The 17,089-nt window shown below is 73.0% G+C and carries 19 protein-coding genes; 12 read left to right on the top strand and 7 right to left on the bottom strand.

Annotated elements, in window-relative coordinates; all coding sequences use genetic code 11:
- Nucleotides 1-77 precede the first annotated feature (77 nt).
- Nucleotides 78-842, top strand: a complete 765-nt coding sequence (locus ACQEVZ_RS12075; RefSeq protein WP_433365381.1) for a hypothetical protein — start codon at nt 78-80, stop codon at nt 840-842.
- A 32-nt stretch (nt 843-874) separates the two neighbouring features.
- On the opposite strand, the gene ACQEVZ_RS12070 is transcribed toward ACQEVZ_RS12075, so the two are convergent.
- The 3 genes from ACQEVZ_RS12070 to ACQEVZ_RS12060 form a co-directional block, all read right to left on the bottom strand.
- Complete coding sequence (locus ACQEVZ_RS12070; protein ID WP_433365378.1) at nt 875-1,783, bottom strand: sugar phosphate isomerase/epimerase family protein; 909 nt, start codon at nt 1,781-1,783, stop codon at nt 875-877.
- Nucleotides 1,784-1,861: 78 nt separating this feature from the next.
- Nucleotides 1,862-2,545, bottom strand: a complete 684-nt coding sequence (locus tag ACQEVZ_RS12065) for an STAS domain-containing protein (protein WP_433365375.1) — start codon at nt 2,543-2,545, stop codon at nt 1,862-1,864.
- A 14-nt stretch (nt 2,546-2,559) separates the two neighbouring features.
- A complete protein-coding gene (locus ACQEVZ_RS12060) occupies nt 2,560-2,898 on the bottom strand; it encodes an STAS domain-containing protein (protein ID WP_344504260.1) in 339 nt (112 codons plus the stop codon).
- A gap of 88 nt (nt 2,899-2,986) precedes the next feature.
- On the opposite strand from ACQEVZ_RS12060, the gene ACQEVZ_RS12055 reads away from it, so the two are divergent.
- The 3 genes from ACQEVZ_RS12055 to ACQEVZ_RS12045 are packed head-to-tail and all read left to right on the top strand — an operon-like array spanning nt 2,987 to nt 5,585.
- A complete protein-coding gene (locus ACQEVZ_RS12055; protein WP_344504261.1) occupies nt 2,987-3,661 on the top strand; it encodes a response regulator transcription factor in 675 nt (224 codons plus the stop codon).
- Entirely contained in the window at nt 3,658-5,016 is a 1,359-nt protein-coding gene (locus tag ACQEVZ_RS12050) for an ATP-binding protein (protein WP_433365371.1), read from the top strand. Before ACQEVZ_RS12055 ends, ACQEVZ_RS12050 begins: the two co-directional genes overlap by 4 nt.
- Complete coding sequence (locus ACQEVZ_RS12045; RefSeq protein ID WP_433365368.1) at nt 5,013-5,585, top strand: GerMN domain-containing protein; 573 nt, start codon at nt 5,013-5,015, stop codon at nt 5,583-5,585. The genes ACQEVZ_RS12050 and ACQEVZ_RS12045 overlap by 4 nt, the downstream gene beginning before the upstream one ends.
- On the opposite strand, the gene ACQEVZ_RS12040 is transcribed toward ACQEVZ_RS12045, so the two are convergent.
- Nucleotides 5,572-6,018, bottom strand: a complete 447-nt coding sequence (locus ACQEVZ_RS12040) for a response regulator (protein WP_344504264.1) — start codon at nt 6,016-6,018, stop codon at nt 5,572-5,574. The two genes, ACQEVZ_RS12045 and ACQEVZ_RS12040, sit on opposite strands and share 14 nt — an antisense overlap.
- 184 nt (nt 6,019-6,202) lie before the next feature.
- On the opposite strand from ACQEVZ_RS12040, the gene ACQEVZ_RS12035 reads away from it, so the two are divergent.
- Nucleotides 6,203-6,616, top strand: a complete 414-nt coding sequence (locus ACQEVZ_RS12035) for a MarR family winged helix-turn-helix transcriptional regulator (RefSeq protein ID WP_433365364.1) — start codon at nt 6,203-6,205, stop codon at nt 6,614-6,616.
- A complete protein-coding gene (locus ACQEVZ_RS12030) occupies nt 6,613-7,191 on the top strand; it encodes a GNAT family N-acetyltransferase (RefSeq protein WP_344504267.1) in 579 nt (192 codons plus the stop codon). Before ACQEVZ_RS12035 ends, ACQEVZ_RS12030 begins: the two co-directional genes overlap by 4 nt.
- 237 nt (nt 7,192-7,428) lie before the next feature.
- On the opposite strand, the gene ACQEVZ_RS12025 is transcribed toward ACQEVZ_RS12030, so the two are convergent.
- Together ACQEVZ_RS12025 and ACQEVZ_RS12020 are read right to left on the bottom strand one after the other, a co-directional pair.
- On the bottom strand, nt 7,429-8,256 hold the full coding sequence (locus ACQEVZ_RS12025; RefSeq protein ID WP_433365361.1) for an aminoglycoside phosphotransferase family protein: 828 nt from the start codon (nt 8,254-8,256) through the stop codon (nt 7,429-7,431).
- A gap of 17 nt (nt 8,257-8,273) precedes the next feature.
- Complete coding sequence (locus tag ACQEVZ_RS12020) at nt 8,274-8,816, bottom strand: AAA family ATPase (protein WP_354904812.1); 543 nt, start codon at nt 8,814-8,816, stop codon at nt 8,274-8,276.
- 46 nt (nt 8,817-8,862) lie between these two features.
- Here ACQEVZ_RS12020 and ACQEVZ_RS12015 point away from each other — a divergent pair, with 46 nt between their 5' ends.
- Nucleotides 8,863-9,624: a D-Ala-D-Ala carboxypeptidase family metallohydrolase gene (locus ACQEVZ_RS12015; RefSeq protein WP_433365357.1), complete on the top strand. Its 762-nt coding sequence runs from the start codon at nt 8,863-8,865 to the stop codon at nt 9,622-9,624.
- 176 nt (nt 9,625-9,800) lie between these two features.
- Nucleotides 9,801-10,196 carry a CBS domain-containing protein gene (locus ACQEVZ_RS12010; RefSeq protein WP_344504271.1) on the top strand — a complete coding sequence of 132 codons (396 nt, stop codon included), beginning with the start codon at nt 9,801-9,803 and terminating at the stop codon, nt 10,194-10,196.
- Nucleotides 10,197-11,776: 1,580 nt separating this feature from the next.
- Here the strand turns inward: ACQEVZ_RS12010 and ACQEVZ_RS12005 are convergent.
- Nucleotides 11,777-12,925, bottom strand: a complete 1,149-nt coding sequence (locus ACQEVZ_RS12005) for a DNA polymerase III subunit beta (RefSeq protein ID WP_433365353.1) — start codon at nt 12,923-12,925, stop codon at nt 11,777-11,779.
- 113 nt (nt 12,926-13,038) lie between these two features.
- Here ACQEVZ_RS12005 and ACQEVZ_RS12000 point away from each other — a divergent pair, with 113 nt between their 5' ends.
- From ACQEVZ_RS12000 to ACQEVZ_RS11985, 4 genes are read left to right on the top strand one after another with little or no spacing between them, the layout of a single operon-like run.
- Nucleotides 13,039-13,644 (top strand): chemotaxis protein CheW, encoded by a 606-nt coding sequence (locus ACQEVZ_RS12000; RefSeq protein ID WP_433376736.1) that lies wholly within the window; start codon nt 13,039-13,041, stop codon nt 13,642-13,644.
- Entirely contained in the window at nt 13,634-14,980 is a 1,347-nt protein-coding gene (locus tag ACQEVZ_RS11995; RefSeq protein WP_433365350.1) for a CheR family methyltransferase, read from the top strand. Before ACQEVZ_RS12000 ends, ACQEVZ_RS11995 begins: the two co-directional genes overlap by 11 nt.
- 58 nt (nt 14,981-15,038) lie before the next feature.
- Nucleotides 15,039-15,596 carry a chemotaxis protein CheW gene (locus tag ACQEVZ_RS11990; RefSeq protein ID WP_433365347.1) on the top strand — a complete coding sequence of 186 codons (558 nt, stop codon included), beginning with the start codon at nt 15,039-15,041 and terminating at the stop codon, nt 15,594-15,596.
- Nucleotides 15,593-17,068 (top strand): methyl-accepting chemotaxis protein, encoded by a 1,476-nt coding sequence (locus tag ACQEVZ_RS11985; protein ID WP_433365344.1) that lies wholly within the window; start codon nt 15,593-15,595, stop codon nt 17,066-17,068. The genes ACQEVZ_RS11990 and ACQEVZ_RS11985 overlap by 4 nt, the downstream gene beginning before the upstream one ends.
- The last annotated feature ends 21 nt before the right edge of the window (nt 17,069-17,089 follow it).

Genomic DNA, 17,089 nt, shown 5'->3' with positions numbered 1-17,089 from the left:
TCTACATAGCCCCTCAGTGCTATGACAAATCAGTACATGAGCGAAAAATCGGAAAGGATGGACCTAGGCTCGGCAGCGTGAAGCGCAGAGCACTCCTCGTGGCCGGTGGGGCCTTCGCCAGCTCGGTCCTGGGCGGAAAGGGTGGAAGAACGGCACAGGCGAAGCAGACGGTCGTGCAGTGGCCGATGTTCGAGTGGGAGAAGCAGCGCGGGTTCTTCCCGCCCGGCGTCGGCGTGCTGGTGCCCCCGCCGCTGGCCGTCTACGGCGACGGCGAGGCCTACGCCGACGCGGCGGCGCACCAGTACCTGCCGGCCGGGGAGGCGGAGGCGCTGCGGACCCACGCGGTCCAGGTCCTCGGCAAGCGGGCGGACCTGCGCCGCCGGCCCGGTTTCGAACCGCCGAAGGACGCCCCGTCGGAGCGGGTGCGGGTCCGGACCGCCGACGGGCACTACCTGACCGCGCATCTCGACGGGTGGGGCGACGGCGATCCGCGGCATGCGTTTCCTGTCGCGCTGCACGAGTTGTACGACCACGTGCAGGCCCTCCGGCGACGGGTGCGCGCGGACGGGACGCCGTGGGCCGCCGACGCGCTGCTCCTGGTCGCCGTGCACCTCGACGCCGAGCCCGACGGCCCCGAGCCGTGGCCCGCGAGCGTGCCGGTGCCCGACGTGCGGCACGACCGGCCCTACCGCGAGACGAAGCTGGCGGGCGCGAAGGCCAGAAAGGTCCGCCGCGACCTGCCGAGGTCCGATGAAGATGAAGGGGTGTGGCCGTCCTACCGGACCCCGGCGGGCACGTTCATCGCGGCGAACTGGCGCTACAGCCTGCCGCACGAGTGGTGAGTCAGAAGCGGGCCTGCCGCGCGAGTGGTGAGTCAGAAGCGCAGGTCGGACAGGAACTTGAAGCCGTTCCGGGCGGTGGTCAGCGCGTCCGCCGGCGTGCGCGGCGGCGTCCCGGCGTCGTCGCGCTCCACGATGTACTCCACCAGTCCGGCCTCACGGGCGTGCTCGAAGATCCGGCCGAAGTCGATGAGGCCGACGCCCGGATCGGTGAACGCCGCCGCCGTGTCCATGTCCTTCACGTGCACCTGACGGATCCGGCCGCGGTGCCGCTGGACGAGGTCGACCGGGTCGGCGGCGCCCCGCCACGCCCAGAAGAGGTCGACCTCCAGGTGGACGAGGTCGGGATCGGTCTCGGCGGTGAGGATGTCGTACCCGGTGCGGGACCCCCCGTCCTGGCGGACGAACTCCAGCTGGTGGTTGTGGTACCCGAAGTCGAGGCCGGACCGCCTGGCCAGGGCGCCCGCGCGGTTGAGGTCGCGGGCGAGCGCGTGATACTTCGCGCCGTCGCGGATCGGCTGGCCGGTGGCGGGGTCGATGCCGAAGAACGGGTGGACGATGAAGCGGTTGCCGACGACGTTGGCGTCGTCGAGGGCCCGCTGCCACGCGGTCGCGTCCCACGGCTGCGGGATGGCGACGTGCCCCGAGGTGGCCTTCAGGCCGGCGGCGTCCAGGGCGGCGCGGAACTGGGCGGCGGTCCGGCCGACGAACCCGGCGTGCTCGACCCGGGTGTACCCGATGGCGCGCAGCTCGGCGAGGCTCGCGGCGAGGTCCAGGCCGAGCTGGTCGCGCAGCGTGTAGAGCTGCACGCTGATCCGGTCGAGCGGCACCCGCGACTGGCGGTGCGCGGGCGCGGCGCTCGCGGCCGGGGTCCCCAACAGCGAGGCGCCACCGAGAGCGGCCGCGCCGAGGAGACCGCGCCGGCTGACAGAGGAGCTGGGCATGCTGCACTTCCCTCCGAGATGTCAGGAACTTCCGTTCATCCTGACATTTCTATAGTTCGATGCAGCGTTTGTCACGGCTCAGGCCGGCGTCGTCTCACCCCGCAGGTCACGCTGCCGGGGCAGCTCCGTGTCGTCGCCGCGCAGCCAGCTCAGCGCGGCGTCCCGGTCGGGCAGCACGACGAACAGGTGCAGCAGGCACAGGGTGTGCATCATCCGGCGCATGAACGGCGCGATCCCCACCAGGCACGTGTGGCCGCCGGCCTGCGCGGCCCGGTGCCGGGCGGCGACGAGCAGCCCCAGCACCGACGAGTCGAGGGTGGTGACCTGGCTCAGGTCGAGCACCAGGTGCCCGGGCCGGTAGCCGGCGGGCGACAGCGCGTCGCGCAGCGCCGGCCCGACCTCGATGTCCAGGTCGCCGCTGAGTGACACCACCAATGCCTCGTCGACCACCGCCGCGCTCACCCGGGCGTCGGTGACGACCACGGGGGCGGGCGCCGCCTCGACGACCGCCTCCGAAGGCGGTGCGTCGCCGGCGAGCCAGCCGACCGGGTCGGCGTCCGCGGACGCGAGGGGCACCCGGGAGCAGCGCCCGCAGCTGTGCGGGCCGGTCGCGAGCCGTGCGCCGGTCCAGCCGTGCCGGCGGAACAGGCTCCAGACGAGATCCCAGTTGTGCATCGTCGCGCCCAGCCCGGTGACGCTCTGGCCACAGGCGTCGCAGATCAACGTGAAGTCGGTGCCGTCAGGTGTCGTCGCCGCGGTCACGGTCGCCGCTCCTCTCAAGAGGCCGCTCTGGTCTCCGTCATCATGTCGTGTCCGTCGTCCTCGGGGACCATTCGTAACACGTGATTTACGTGCGCGATTTGCAACGTTCTCCTGACGCGGGGTGACGGGGCGCGCAAGGTGAGTCTGCCACCCGAGGTCCAGACCTGCCGGTGGACGTCCAGCAGCATGCCGATCGCGGTCGCGTCGATGAACGGGCATGCGGAGAGGTCGAGGACGAGCTGCTCGGGGTGCATGGTGAGCGCGTCCTCGAGCAGCGCCCGGACCCGTGGCTCCGAGGCGGCGTCGAGCTCCTCGGTGACGACGATTTCGACCAAGGGGGTGCCGGTGTGCATACGACGAGCCTCCGCCGCGCATGTGGCGGGAGTTCCGCGGAAGTATGACAGTTCGATGACAACGCATCCGACCTGGCATGATGCAGTGGTGTCGGGCGTACTGGTCATCGAGGACGACGATCGGATCCGGTTGTCACTGGTGCTGGCGCTGGAGGATGAAGGCTACTCGGTGCGGGGCGTGTCCACCGCCGAGGACGGCCTCGTCGCGCAGCGGGCCGAGCCCGCGGACACCGTCCTGGTCGACCTGATGCTGCCCGGCGTCGACGGCTTCGAGTGCATCCGCCAGCTGCGCCGCGACGACGACGTGCCGATCGTGGTGGTCAGCGCCCGTGACGACACCCACGACATCGTGGCCGCGCTCGAGGCCGGCGCCGACGACTACCTGGTGAAGCCGGTCGCGGTGAAGGAGCTGTCGGCCCGGCTGCGCGCCCTGCGCCGGCGCGGCCGGGCGGTGCTGGCCACCGTGTCGACGCTCGTCTTCGGCGACCTGGAGATCCTGCCCGAGGCGGGCGAGGTGCGGGTCGCGGGCGAGCCGGTCGCGCTGACGCGGACCGAGTTCCGGCTGCTGTGCGAGCTCGCCGAGCACCCCGGCCTGGTCCTGTCCCGCCAGCAGCTGCTGCAGCGGGTGTGGGAGTACGACGTCGGCGACGAACGCCTCGTCGACGTGCACGTCGGCCGGCTGCGACAGAAGATCGAGGACGACTCCCGGGCGCCCCGGCGCCTGGTGACGGTCCGCGGCATGGGCTACAAGCTGCAGCGATGAGGCGGGCCGGGCTGCGCACACGGGTCATCGCGGGGTTCGCCGCGGGGGCCCTGGCGCTGTCCGCGTCGATGGCGTTCATCTCGTACGAGCTGACCCGCAGCGCCCTGCTCGCCGGGCGGGAACGGGCCACGGTCCGGGCCACCGCGTACGACGCGAGGATCATCACCGCGAGTCTGCGCGACGAGGACCCCGACGTCGTGGACATCCTCAGGTCGCTGGACACCGGCGGCAACCGGCGCACTCTGCTGCGCCGCGCGGACGGCTGGTACACGCGCAACAACGACCCGGGCGCCGCCGCCGCCGTCCCGGCGGGGCTGCAACGGCTCGTCGAGGAGGGCGGCCAGGGCGCCCAGTGGGTCCGCGTCGACGGGGTCCCGGCGCTGGTCATCGGGGTGCCGCTGTCGCCGACGACGGCGCTGTTCGAGATCGACTACCTGCGCGAGCTCGACCAGACGCTGCGGACCCTCGCCTGGGTGCTCGGGCTCGTCGCGGCCGCGGTCGCGGCGGCCGGCGCGGGCCTGGGCTGGTACGCGACCCGGTACGTGCTGCGCCCGCTGCGCTCGGTCGCCGACGCCGCCCAGGGCATCACCGACGGCGACCTGAGCGCCCGCCTCGACCCGGCCGCCGAGCCGGACCTGGCGCGGCTGACGACGTCGTTCAACGGCATGGTCGACCAGCTGGCCCGCCGGCACGAGCGGGACCGCCGGTTCGCCGCCGACGTCAGCCACGAGCTGCGCTCCCCGCTGCAGACCCTCGCGGCGTCGGCGAGCGTCCTGCACCGGCGGCGGGAGCACCTCGACGAGCGGACCGCGCTCGCCGCCGGCCTCGTCGTCGAGGAGATCGAACGGTTCCAGTCGCTCGTCGACGACCTGCTCGAGCTGGCCCGCAGCGACCGGCCGGCGCAGCGCGCCCCGGTCGACCCGCACGCCCTGGCCCGGCGGGTGGCCGAGGCGCAGGGCCTGCCGGCGGACCTGGTGGAGCCGCCCGGCGCCGGCGACGCGCCGCAGTGGCTGGTCGACCGGCGCCGCCTTGAGCAGATCCTGGCCAACCTGCTGGACAACGCGGTCCGGCACGGCGGCGGGCCGGTCGCCGTCCGGCTCACCTGCGTCGCCGGGGCCGGCCGGGTCGAGGTCGACGACGAGGGTCCCGGCGTCCGCCCCGCCGACCGCGAGGTGATCTTCGACCGGTTCGTCCGCGGCCGGTCGGCGGGCGCCCGTGGCGGCGGCGACGGCACCGGCCTGGGCCTCTCGCTGGTCGCGCAGCACGCGAGCGCGCACGGCGGGCGGGTCGAGGTGCTCGACCGTCCGGGCGGCGGCGCGCGCTTCCGGGTGGATCTGCCGGGTGTCGTACGGTGAGCCGCCGCGCGCTTCTCGTCGCCGCCGCCCTGCTCGTGCTCTCGGCGCAGGCCTGCGGGGTGCCCGACGAGCACGCGCCACGGCCGATCGAGCCGTCGCTGGTGATCCCCAACCCGTCGCAGAAGGCGCCGGGCAACTCGGCGGGCAACTCCGTGGGGGCCGTCGTCGAGCGGCTCTACCTGGTCCGCGACGACCAGCTCGTGGCGGTGGAGCGGCGGGTCGCCTCGACCAGCGACGTGGCCGCGCTGCTCGCCGACCTGGCCGCCGGCCCGACCGACGCCGAGCGCGCAGCCGGGCTGACCAGCGCGCTCACCGGCACGGACCTCATCGCGGGGGTGCGGCTGGTCGCCGGGACCGCGGAGGTGACGTTCCGTCCGCAGGCGGGTGGCCGTACCGACGACATCCTCGCGATCGGACAGATCGTGTGCACCCTGGACGCCCGCACCGACGTGGACACGGTCCGCTTCCTGCAGGACGGTCAGGTGCTGAAGGTGCCCGGCGCCGACGGCGCGCTCACGGACCGGCCGCTGACCGTCGCCGACTACCACACGCTGATCACCGACCGGTGAGGCGGCCGATCACCAGGTAGTAGCGGTCGATGCCGTGGATGAGCTTCGCCAGCTGCGCGAAGTCGACGGGCTTGCGGAAGAAGTGCTCGCTGGGGACGCCGAAGTCGCGCAGCATCTGCTCCTCCGCGGGCGAGCCGGTGAGCACCACGACGGTCAGGTCGGCGAGGCGGGGGTTGCCGAGGATCCGGTCGAGCACGACCCGGCCGTCGACACCGGGGAGGTTGAGGTCGAGCAGGACGATGTCGGGCGTCGCGGCGTCCACGTGCGCACCGCGGTGCTCGAGGAAGTCGATCGCCTCGAGGCCGTCGCCGATCACGGTGACCTCGTTGCTGAGCCGGTGTTCGCGGAACTCGTCGAGGGTGAACGCGACGTCGCCGGCGTCGTCCTCGACGATGAGGATCCGGGCCAGCTCCGGCGTGCCGTCGCCGTTCATTTGCCTCCTTCTAGAATGTTGCCGTACTGCAATCATCAAAGCACACGATAGTGCACCCGGAACGACGTATCCACCATGCAACGATGTCCGGATGACCACCCTGGGGGGAAACGAGGCGTTGGTTCGTGCGTTGCTGGCAGTCAGCCGTTGCATGGTTGCACTGGCGGATCGGAATCTGGCGGCGATGGACTCGGACGTGACGCTGGCCCAGTACCGCACGCTGGTGGAGCTGGCGACCGGCGGCCCGCAGCGCAGCGCGGACCTGGCCAGGGAGCTGGACGTGGCGCCGTCGACCTTGACGCGCATGTGCGACCGGCTGGAGCGCAAGCACCTCGTGCGGCGCTTCCACCGCGTCGACGACCGCCGCTCGACGTGGCTGGCGCTGACGCCCGCCGGGCGCGACCTGGTCGGGGTGGTGATGCGGGAGCGGCTGCGGGAGCTGTCGGCGATCGTCCACGACGCCAAGGTCGACGCGTCGCAGGAGAGCGTGGACCTGCTGGACCGCATCGTCGAGGCGTCCGGTGAGCTGCCGGACGCGCAGTGGTGGCAGCGGTGGGAGACGTCCGCCGACCCCGTCGACAGCGTGACGCTGCCGTGACCGCCGAGCCCGTGCTGCCGTCCGTCACGCTGACCACGCCACGCCTGGTGCTGCGCCCGTTCGTGCCCGGCGACGCGCAGGACGTCCACGCCGTCTGGCACGACGCCCGCTTCGTCGACGCGTCGCCGCTCGGCTACGCGTACGCCGGCGCGGGTCTCGACACGGCGCTGGCCTGGTGCACGAGCGGCATCGAGGAGCGCCGCCGCGCCGGCAAGGGCATCGGCTTCGCCGTGGCGCCCCGCGAGGGCGGGCGGCTGGTCGGGCACGTCTCGCTGTTCAGCGCCGACTGGACGGCCATGTCGGCGGAGATGCACTACTGGACGGCGCCATGGGCGCGCGGGCGGGGCGTCGCCGCCGAGGCGGCCGCGGCGGTGGCCCGGTGGGCGCTGACGGAGCAGGGCTTCCACCGCATCGCGCTGCAGGCGGCACCGGCGAACGCCGCGTCCCGGCACGTCGCGGAGCGGGCCGGCTTCCGGGCCGAGGGCGTGCTGCGCAACGTTGCCGTCTCCCGCTCCGGCCGGCACGACCTGGTCATGTACAGCATGATCCCGTCGGACCTGTCAGCCGCCGGCTGACGCCTCGTCTCCCGGCGGCGCCTCGTCTCCCATTAGCGCCTCGTCTTCCGATGGCGCTTCGGCTTATGGCGGCGCTTCGGCTTATGGCGGCGCTTCGGCTTATGGCGGCGCTTCGGCTTACGGCGGCGCTTCGGCTTACGGCGGCGCTTCGGCTTACGGCGGCGCTTCGGCTTACGGCGGCGCTTCGGCTTACGGCGGCGCTTCGGCTTACGGCGGCGTCTCGGCCTACGGCGGCGCTCAGTCTCGCGGGAGTGCCTCGCCGAGCATGCGTCTGGCGATCGCGGCGAAGGCGGGGTTGCGGTCGCGGTAGTACGGCAGGGCGACCAGGCCCATGCACAGCACCCAGCCGCGCGCCCGCTCCCACATCGCGTCGTCGGCGCCGACCGCGTCGCGGAACGTGTCGCGGTGCTCGGCGGTCAGCAGCGTCCAGGCGGGCATGACGTCGCAGGCCGGGTCGCCGACGCCGGCGCAGCCGAAGTCGATGACCGCGCTGACCCGCCCGCCGGCGGCCAGGACGTTGCCGGCGTGCAGGTCGCCGTGGCTCCACGTCGGCGGGCCGTCCCACGGGGCCGCGGCCAGGGCCTTCTCCCACGCGGCGGTGGCGGCGTCCAGGTCGAGCTCGCCGTCCAGCTGGGCGATCGCGTCGCGTACCGACGCATCGTTGCGGGCGAGGGAGCCGCCGCGATACCCCGTGGGGGCGCCGGCCGGGTCGACGGCGCGCAGCGCGCTGACGAACGCGGCGAGGTCGAGCGCGTCGCGCCGCTCGGTGAACGCCTCGACCGTGTCGCCGGGCAGCCACCTGCCGACCGTCCACGGGAACGGGAAACCGAGCGCGGGCCGGCCGGTCGCCAGGGGCTCGGGGATCGGGAGCGGCAGCCGGGGCGCGAGCAGGGGCAGCCAGTGCGCGTCGCGCTCGACCTGGGCGGCGCCGCTCGCCTGCCGGGGCAAGCGGACGGCGAGCTCGTCGCCGAGGCGGTACATCGCGTTGTCGGTGCCGGGCCTGGGCACCGCCGCCACCGGCAGGTCTGTCCACTGTGGAAACTGGTCGGCGACGAGCCGCCGCACCAGGTCCTCCGCCGTGTCTATGGCAGCCGCTCCTCGATCATCGCGACCCGCTCCTGCACCGTGCCGGGCGGGATCTCGAGCAGATCGTAGCCGTGCTCCCGGTACACCTCCTCGTGAATTCCGGCGAAGACCAGCGACTGCTGGTAGGTGATGCGCCGGGCCGCGGTCGGGGTCACGAACCCGATCGGCTGGATGAGGAACACCAGCCGCTGGTACACCTGCTGCTCCTGGACCCGCCGCACCTCCGCGACGAGCGCCGGGGTGGGCTCGACGACGGCGAACCTCGCGAGATACCTCGCGAGGGCGAGCGTGCACAGCGGCGAGCGGTCGAAGAGCTGCACCGGTGTGCCGCCGGCCTGCTCCTGCCGGTGCCGCTGCAGGTGTACGACCAGGTCGAGGAACTCCTCGTGGCGCTCGTGCGGCCGCTCATGCGGTGACGCGGCGATCACGTCGGTCGCCGCCTCGTCGACGACGTGGTGCCCCCGGGCGCGCAACGCCAGCGCCACGGTGGTCTTCCCGGCGCCCGGCGCCCCGGTCAGAATGTATCGGCGGACATCCATTGACTTCACTCCATTCGTACACTTATATGCGTCTATGCAAAGACTGATGCGCCTGCTCAGTGCGGCGCTACTGATGGTGTTCTCGACGGCCGGAGCACTGATCGTCACGGCCGTACCGGCACACGCCGACGCCTGCTACACGTGGAGCGGCACGCTGGCCCAGGGATCGTCGGGAGAAGGGGTCCGGCAGCTGCAGATCCGCGTCGCCGGTTACCCCGGCTCGGGCGCGGTCCTCGGACTCGACGGCGTCTACGGGCCCGCGACGAAGTCAGCGGTGGCCCGGTTCCAAGCAGCATACGGCCTCACCGCCGACGGCATCGCCGGACCCGCCACGTTCGCCAAGCTGTACGCCCTCCAGGACGACGACTGCACGCCCGTGAGCTTCAGCTATGCCGAGCTGAACAACTGCAACAGCACCTGGGCCGGCGGCAACGTCTCCGCCGCGACCGCCAAGGCCAACGCCCTGGTCACGATGTGGAAGCTCCAGGCACTGCGGCACGCCCTCGGCGACCAGCCGATCCGCGTCACCAGCGGCTTCCGCAGCGCCGCGTGCAACAACGCCGTCGGCGGCGCCTCGTCCAGCCGCCACCTCTACGGCGACGCCGCCGACCTCGGCGCCGGCCCGCACTCCCTGTGCACCCTCGCCCAGGCCGCCCGCAACCACGGTTTCGCCGGCATCCTCGGCCCCGGGTACCCCGACCACAACGACCACACCCACGTCGACGGCCGCCCGAGCCGCTTCTGGTCCGCCCCCAACTGCGGCGTCGCCAGCCTCACCGGCGGCCTCGACCCACTGCGCGACAACTGACTCACTGCCCCCTGCCCACTGCCAGGCCTGACCGCCCGCCGGCACACACCACCGGCGGGCGGTCACCGTCAGCTGCTGCTCCCGCCCCACCCGCTGTCGCGGCGGGTCCCGGCGGGGGATTCCCACCGGCGGAAGTGGGTAGTCGTCCAGCCATGGGCCAGCAGGTGAAGAACATCATGACCAGCGCACCACTCACCATCGACGTCGACGCCCCGATCACCGCCGCCGCGGAGCTCATGCGCGACGCTGACATCGGCGCCCTCGTCGTCACCGCCACCAGCGGCGTCCGCGGCGTCCTGACCGACCGCGACGTCACCGTCCGCGTGGTCGCCACCGGCGCCGACCCGGCCACCACCGCCGTCGGCGACGTCGTCGCCCCCGACCTGGTCGCCGTCTCCCCACACGACGACGTGGACACCGCCACGGAGCTCATGCGCACCAACGCCCTCCGCCGCCTCCCAGTCCTCGACGGCGACAACCTCGTCGGCATCGTCTCCCTCGGCGACCTCGCCATCGACCGCGACCCCACCTCACCCCTGGCCGACATCAGCTCCGAGGCCCCCAACAACTGACCCCCCGCCCCCACCGCTCGCCGGCGACGGGTTCCCACCCACCCCCCGAAGTGCTGCCACACGTCCCAGACGCGCCGCGTTGTCAGTCGTGCCGCGTTGTCAGTCGTGCCGCGTTGCGGGGGGTGCCGCGTTGCGGGGTGTGCCGCGCTGCTGGGCGTGCCGCGCTGCACAGGGAGACGCTGCGCTGCCGGAGATGCGGCGCTGCTGGCGTGCTGTGCCGCCGGGGCGAGCCGCGTTGCCATGTGTGACGTGCTGCCGGGGTGCTGGGCTGCTGGGTGCGCAGCGCTGCCATGTGTGACGCGCTGTCACGCTGACAGGGTGGGCCCCTGCACGGCGGCCGGCGGTCGGGCCGCCGCTCCACCGGCGTGCGACGGCGAGAGCGTCGCGATCGCCGCGGCGCCGCCGTGCCAGCCGTCGGACGTGACGGCCGGGAAGTTGCCGGGGCTCGCCGCATTCGTTCGTCAGCCTCTGCAACGTGAACCAAGCGCGGCGACCACGTGTCGCCGTGGAACCGTCCGAGCCGGCAGCACCTGTCGGTTGCGGTGGCGAGCGCCCACGCCAGCCGATCGGGCACGGGCACGGCTCGGACAACGATCGCGGCGGCCGCCGAAGGCCGGGGAGCCCTCGGCGTGGCGGTGAACGACGCGGAGTTCTGCGGCGAGGTGGAGAGGTCGTGGAGGCCGGCGGCAGGTGTGAAGTGCAGGTGGAGCGCGTGCCGAGGGGCGCGTTGAAGGTCGTCGAGTCAGGCGGCGGGATGTGAAGGTCGTGGCGGCCTGTGGCGGGCTGGTGAACGACGTGGAGGCGAAGGTTGTGGAGGCTCACGGTGCCTGGGTGTTGAAGGGCGGGGGATCTGCAGCGAGGTGAAGGTCGTTGGGGTCTGTGGCCGGGTGGGCGAACGACGTGGGGATGAAGGTCGGGGAGATCCTCGGCGTGGCGGTGAACGGCGCGGAGTTCTGCGGCGAGGTGGAGAGGTCGTGGAGGCCGGCGGCAGGTGTGAAGTGCAGGTGGGGCGCATGCCGAGGGGCGCGTTGAAGGTTGTCGGGTCAGGCGGCGGGATGTGAAGGTCGTGGAGGCCTGTGGCGGGCTGCTGAATCTGCAGCGAGGTGAAGGTCGTCGAGGCAGGCGGCGGGATGTGAAGGTCGTGGGGGTCTGTGGCGGGGTGGCGAACGACGTGGGGATGAAGGTCGTGGATGCGTGCGGTGGCCGGGCGTTGGAGGACGTGGGGATCTGCGGCGGGTAGTGAAGGACACGGAGACCCCGCGGGGCTGAAGGCGGTGGGATGTCCGTTGACGAAACCAGTGCAGCCGCGCCGCAGCGGGCCACCGGTCGGGGCCGGCAGTGGTTGTGGCTGTCTGGGGTGTCGGACGGGGCTGAGGGGGCCCGGGCGGTCTCAGGTGGTCGGTGATCGCCTGCGTCGCCAGGTGCAGCGCCCTGGACCTGAACTCGCCCCGCCAGCGGCGTGGGGTGCGGAGGGGACGACGAGGTAGTCGAGGGTGGTGGTGGGCAGGGAGGTGGTGAACGTGGTTGCGCGTAGGTCGGGCTGGAACTGGAGCCGGATGGGGCTGAGGGGACGGTCGGTGTCAGGTGGTCGGTGGGGTGCGGAGGGGGACGACTAGGTAGTTGAGGGTGGTGGTGGGCAGGGCGGCGGTGAACGCGGTTGCGCGCAGGTCGGGCTGGAACTGGAGCCGCACGGGGTGGTGGGGGAACGCGCGCAGGGCGTCCAGGAGGAGGCGGGCCTGGAACGAGCGGACGACGTGGGTGCCGTCGGTGGTGGCCTTGAGGGTTTGCTCGGACTCGCCGGTGAGGGGGTCGTCGGCGTGGACCAGGAGGGCGCCCTCGATCGGTTGGAGAGTGACGCGGCCGTGGGGGCCACCGAAGGCAGTGGCGCGGTCGACCGCCTGGGCGAGGGTGTCGGCGTCGGTCTCGACGGTGCAGATGGCGGAGATGTCGAGGAGGCGGGACATCTGAGCGTCGGGGTAACCGGTGCCGAGGGTCGGGGTGGTGAGGCTGCCGCCGTCCCAGGACAGGGCGAACAGGTCGTCGTCCGCGTGGACGTGGATGGTCTCCTCGCGGGACAGGTGCTGGGCGGCGCGGGCCAGCACGGCTGCGGGCACGAGTGCTTCGACCCCGGCGTGGACGGTCGCAGTCTCGCGGGCGACGGCGTCGCTTGCCGGCGTGGAGGTGGGGTGCCAGGGGATCGCGGCGGCGGCCAGGCGGAAGCGGTCGGTGGCCAGGAGCGACAGGGTGCTGGTGTGGGCGCGGAGACGGACGCCGGTGAAGAGGGGGAGGGCGTGCTCGCGGGAGGCGGCGCCGGCCACCGGGACGGCGGCGGTGCGGAGGTCGTCGCCGGCGACGGTGCCGTGGGCAGGGGGCAGGTGGACCGGCGGGGGTGTGGCGTCGGGGAGGCTGGGCAGCGCGAACCGGGCGCCCGGGACGCGGATCGACAGGCGGCCGCCCTGGACGGTGAGGCGGGCGTCGGCGGCGTCGAGGGACGTGAGGGTGTCGGCGACGGCCCGGCGGGGGACGACGACCTCGCCGGGGGTGTGGACGGTCGCGGGGGTGTGCAGGTGGACGACGACCTCGCCGTCGGTGGCGACCAGGTGCAGGCCGGCGTCGTCGGCGCGCAGCAGCACGCCCGCGTGGGACGGCTGCAGGGAGCGGCCGGTCAGCATGCGCAGCAGAAACGACGCGGCTGCGGCGAGCCGGGAAACAGATGCGGTCACGTCCATGCCTGCGAACCTACGCCGAGGGTATGACAAAAACCGGAGCCGGCGAGAGCACGCAGCCCTCACCCGATCGCGGTATAAAACCGACCAATGCCGCATATCATGATCGCGTGGCGATGACCGCTGTCACGGAAGCGCCGCCGGGGCTGTCGCTGGTCTTCGGCGTCGGTGACCTGTTGTGCGCACTGCCCCTGCGTGAGGTGGTGGAGACGATCCGGCCGCTGCCGGTGCAGCCGCTGGCGGGCACGGCCGACGTGCTGCTCGGGGTCAGCGTGATCCGCGGGCTCGCGGTGCCCGTCGTCGACACGGCGCGGCTCCTCGGCGCGGCGGCGGAGCGGCCCAGCAGGTTCGTGACGACGCGCACCGCAGGCGGGCCGCTCGCGTACGCCACCGGGCCGGTCCGAGGCGTGCTGCCGGTGGAGCCGGACGCCGACCGGCCGCCACCGCCGGTGCTCGCCGCCTCGGCGACCAGGATCGTCGCGGCCGTCGGCGTCCTGGATGCCCGCCCCCTGCTGTTCCTGAGCAGCGAATGGCCACTGCCGAGCGCGCCCCGCGACGAATGGCCGTTGACAAGCCCAAGCCCAAGCACAAGCCCAAGCCCAAGCCCAAGCCCAAGCCCAAGCCCAAGCCCAAGCCCAAGCCCAAGCCCAAGCCCAAGCCCAAGCCCAAGCCCAAGCCCAAGCACGGAACACGACGAGTGGCCGGTGCACGATGGAACGTGACGAGGACGTCGCGCGGCTGCGCGAGCTGCTGTCGGTCCGGCTCGGGCTGACGTTCGACGACAAGCGGGACCCCCAGCTCGCCGCGACCCTGCGGGCGCGCGCCGGCCAGCACGGACTGTCCGGCCGGGGCTACCTCGACCGCCTCGGCACCGCCTGGAACAACGAGCTCGCCGCCCTCGCCGAGGCCGTGACCGTCAACGAGACCTACTTCTTCCGCAACATCGAGCAGTTCAACGTCCTGGCGGAGGTGGTACTGCCCGCGCGCGTCCGGGCCAGGGCCACCCAGCGATGCCTGCGGCTGCTGTCGGTGGGCTGCTCGACGGGCGAGGAGGCGTACACGCTCGCGATGGTCGCGGCCCAGCGCGTCGAGCCGTCGTGGGACGTGTCGATCGTCGGGCTCGACGTCAACCGGGCCGCCCTGCGCGTCGCCGCCGCCGGGCGGTACTCGCAGTGGTCGCTGCGGGAGACCCCGGACGCCGTGCAGCAGCGATGGTTCCGGGCCGCCGCCGACGGGGTCGAGATCGACGAGCGGCTCCGCGGGCGCGTGCGGTTCCTGGAGTACAACGCCGTCAACGACGACCCGGTGCTGTTCGCGCCCGACACGTACGACGTCGTCTTCTGCCGCAACCTGCTGATGTACCTGACGCCGAGGACGGTCGCGGCCGCGGTCGCCCGGATCACGCGGGCCCTGGCGCCGGGTGGCTACCTCTTCCTGGGACACACCGACACGCTCGGCAGCAAGCCGCCCGCCCTCGCGGTGCAGCACACCCACAACACGTTCTACTACCAGAAGGTCGTACAGCAGGCGCAGAACGCACACCGGGTGCGGCCGGCACCTCAGGAGGACGGCAAGGCGAAGGCGCTGCATCTCGTGCAGCAGGAGCGGTTCGGTGAGGCCCTCGCGGCGCTCGACGCGATCGACACCGCCGCGGCCGACCGGCCCGACGTGCTGCTCCTGCGCGGCGCCGTCCTCGCCCATCTCGGGCACACCGGGCGGGCCGCCGCGGTCTGCCACCGACTGCTGGACCGTGACGCACTCAACCCCGACGCGCACCACCTGCTCGGCGAGTGCCGGGAGGGCGACGGCGACACGGACGGGGCGCTGGAACACCACCGGATGGCGGCCCACCTCGACGCCGAGTTCGCGATGCCGCGGCTGCGGATGGGGCTGCTCGCCCGGCGCGGCGGCGACCGGGCGACCGCCGAACGCGAGCTGGGCCAGGCCGCGGCCCTGCTGCGGCACGAGAAGGAGGAGCGCGTCCTGCTCTTCGGCGGCGGGTTCGGCCGCGGCGCCCTGATCGCCCTCTGCCACGCCGAACTGGCAGCACCACGATGACGCCCGCGGAACACGCCATGACAGCCACGGACCGACGCCGGCCGCCGCGGGACACGCGATGAAGACGAAGACCCTCGACCTGATGCAGCGCCTCGCCGAGTTGCGCGAGTCGTTCGACCGCTCCTTCACCGAGCCGCACCGCGAGCAGGTCACCGGCTTCGACGACCTCCTCGCGATCCGGGTCGGCGGCCACCGGTACGCGCTGCGCCTCACCCAGGCCGCCGGCCTCTTCCCGGACCGCCCGGTGACGCGTCTGCCCGGCCCCCAGCCGTCGCTGCTCGGCGTCGCCAGCTTCCGGGGCTCGATCGTGCCGGTCTACGACCTCGGGGCCGTGTTCGGCCACCCGGCCACCGCCGACCGGCGCTGGCTGGTCCTGGTCGCCGGCGAGCCGACGGTGGCGCTCGCGTTCGAGGGCCTCGACGGCCACCTGCGCGTCCCGCGCGACCTGATCGTGGAGGAGTCGACGGGCCACGGCCCGCGCGGCTGCCTGCGCGGGATCGTGCCGATGGACGGCGGCGCCCGGCCGATCGTCGATGTCCCGGCGGTACGGGCGGCGATCCAGACACTGACGGGAGCCGTATGGGACGCGGTGACAGCGGGGGACGGGGAACGATGAACCGGAGATGGACGTTCGGCCGCAGGCTCGCCGCGGGCTTCGCGGTCGTCGTGCTGCTGACGATGATCACCGGCGGGGTCACGGTCGCCGCGCTGGACACGGTCGTCGAGGGCAAGGACCACGTGATCGACATCGGCGTGCAGGGCCTGGTGGAGGCGCAGCAGCTGCGGGTGTCGGTGGAGGCGAAGAGCAGCGCGTCCCGCGGGTACCTGCTGACCGGCGACGAACGGTTCCGCACCCAGATCACCGAGGCCCGCGCCGAGTTCGCCCAGGCGGTCCAGCGGCTGCGCGGGGTGACGGACTCGCAGCGCGAGCGGGACCTGCTCGACGCCTCCGTCCAGGCCGAGCAGAACCACCAGGCGGCGCTGGAGGCGGTGATCGCGCTGCGGCGGGACGCCGCCCCGGCAGAGCGGATCGCCAAGGAGTTCGACGACACGGTGGCGCCGCAGCGCGCGGCGCTCAACCAGCACATCGACGCGCTCGGCGGGCTGCTGCGCCAGGACCTGACGGACCAGCGGGACGCCGCGTCGAGCAAGGCGCGGGTGGCGACCCTCGTCGTGATCGGCATCGCGCTGCTCGCGCTGGTGTTCGGCGTGCTGGTGGCGGTGCTGCTGATCCGGGCGCTGGGCAAGCAGGTCGCCAGCACGGTCGGGCACATCCAGAGCTCCTCGGCCCAGCTGGAGGCCGCCGCCAGCCAGCAGGCGAACGGCGCCCGCGAGCAGGCGACCGCGATGAGCGAGATCAACACGACGATCGAGGAGCTGCTGATCACGTCGCGGCAGATCGCCGAGGGCTCGCAGCGGGTGGCGAAGATCGCCGAGGAGACCGCGGGCGCGGCCAGCTCCGGCGACGCGACCATCGAGCAGGCCCGCGAGTCGATCACCGCGATCCGCCGCCAGGTCGACCTGATCGTGCAGCACATGCTGGAGCTCGGGCAGCGCTCGCAGCAGATCGGCGGCGTCGTCGACCTGGTGTCGGAGCTCGCCGAGCAGACCAACATCCTGGCCATCAACGCGACCATCGAGGCGTCCGGGGCGGGGGAGTGGGGCCGCCGGTTCGCGGTCGTCGCCGACGAGATCCGCAAGCTCGCCGACCGCACCGCCGGCTCCGCCAAGGAGATCCGCGCGCTCATCGAGGACGTCCGTGGCGCGGTGAACACGACGGTCATGGCGACCGAGACCGGCGCGAAGGCCGTCGACGCCGGCACCCGGCAGTTCGGCGCGGTCACCGCGTCGTTCCAGCAGATCGCCGACCTGGTCGCGACGACGACCGAGTCGGCGCGGGAGATCGAGCTGTCCACCAAGCAGCAGACGACCGCGGTCGAGCAGGTCAACGTCGCGGTCACCGACACCGCCCGGGTCACCCAGGAGAGCGAGTCCAGCGCCGTGCAGACCAGACAGACCGCCACCCATCTCGCCGGTCTCTCCACCGAGCTGCTGCGGCTGGTCGCCGCGGGCGCCGACCGGCATTGAGCGCCCCGTCGCCCGCGGTGC

The organism is Dactylosporangium sp. CA-152071 (assembly GCF_050936335.1).
GTDB lineage: Bacteria > Actinomycetota > Actinomycetes > Mycobacteriales > Micromonosporaceae > Dactylosporangium > Dactylosporangium maewongense.
The sequence above is the reverse complement of the archived record's forward strand: the minus strand, read 5'-3'. Positions and strand labels throughout refer to the sequence as shown.

Excerpts from the sequence above, each read along its gene's own strand:
- ACQEVZ_RS12070 (WP_433365378.1), bottom strand. The coding sequence starts at position 1,783 with ATGCCCAGCTCCTCTGTCAGCCGGCGCGGTCTCCTCGGCGCGGCCGCT.
- ACQEVZ_RS12060 (WP_344504260.1), bottom strand. The coding sequence starts at position 2,898 with ATGCACACCGGCACCCCCTTGGTCGAAATCGTCGTCACCGAGGAGCTC.
- ACQEVZ_RS12050 (WP_433365371.1), top strand. The coding sequence starts at position 3,658 with ATGAGGCGGGCCGGGCTGCGCACACGGGTCATCGCGGGGTTCGCCGCG.
- ACQEVZ_RS12040 (WP_344504264.1), bottom strand. The coding sequence starts at position 6,018 with ATGAACGGCGACGGCACGCCGGAGCTGGCCCGGATCCTCATCGTCGAG.
- ACQEVZ_RS12035 (WP_433365364.1), top strand. The coding sequence starts at position 6,203 with ATGGACTCGGACGTGACGCTGGCCCAGTACCGCACGCTGGTGGAGCTG.
- ACQEVZ_RS12020 (WP_354904812.1), bottom strand. The coding sequence starts at position 8,816 with ATGGATGTCCGCCGATACATTCTGACCGGGGCGCCGGGCGCCGGGAAG.
- ACQEVZ_RS12015 (WP_433365357.1), top strand. The coding sequence starts at position 8,863 with ATGCGCCTGCTCAGTGCGGCGCTACTGATGGTGTTCTCGACGGCCGGA.
- ACQEVZ_RS12010 (WP_344504271.1), top strand. The coding sequence starts at position 9,801 with ATGACCAGCGCACCACTCACCATCGACGTCGACGCCCCGATCACCGCC.
- ACQEVZ_RS12005 (WP_433365353.1), bottom strand. The coding sequence starts at position 12,925 with ATGGACGTGACCGCATCTGTTTCCCGGCTCGCCGCAGCCGCGTCGTTT.
- ACQEVZ_RS12000 (WP_433376736.1), top strand. The coding sequence starts at position 13,039 with ATGACCGCTGTCACGGAAGCGCCGCCGGGGCTGTCGCTGGTCTTCGGC.
- ACQEVZ_RS11995 (WP_433365350.1), top strand. The coding sequence starts at position 13,634 with ATGGAACGTGACGAGGACGTCGCGCGGCTGCGCGAGCTGCTGTCGGTC.
- ACQEVZ_RS11990 (WP_433365347.1), top strand. The coding sequence starts at position 15,039 with ATGAAGACGAAGACCCTCGACCTGATGCAGCGCCTCGCCGAGTTGCGC.
- ACQEVZ_RS11985 (WP_433365344.1), top strand. The coding sequence starts at position 15,593 with ATGAACCGGAGATGGACGTTCGGCCGCAGGCTCGCCGCGGGCTTCGCG.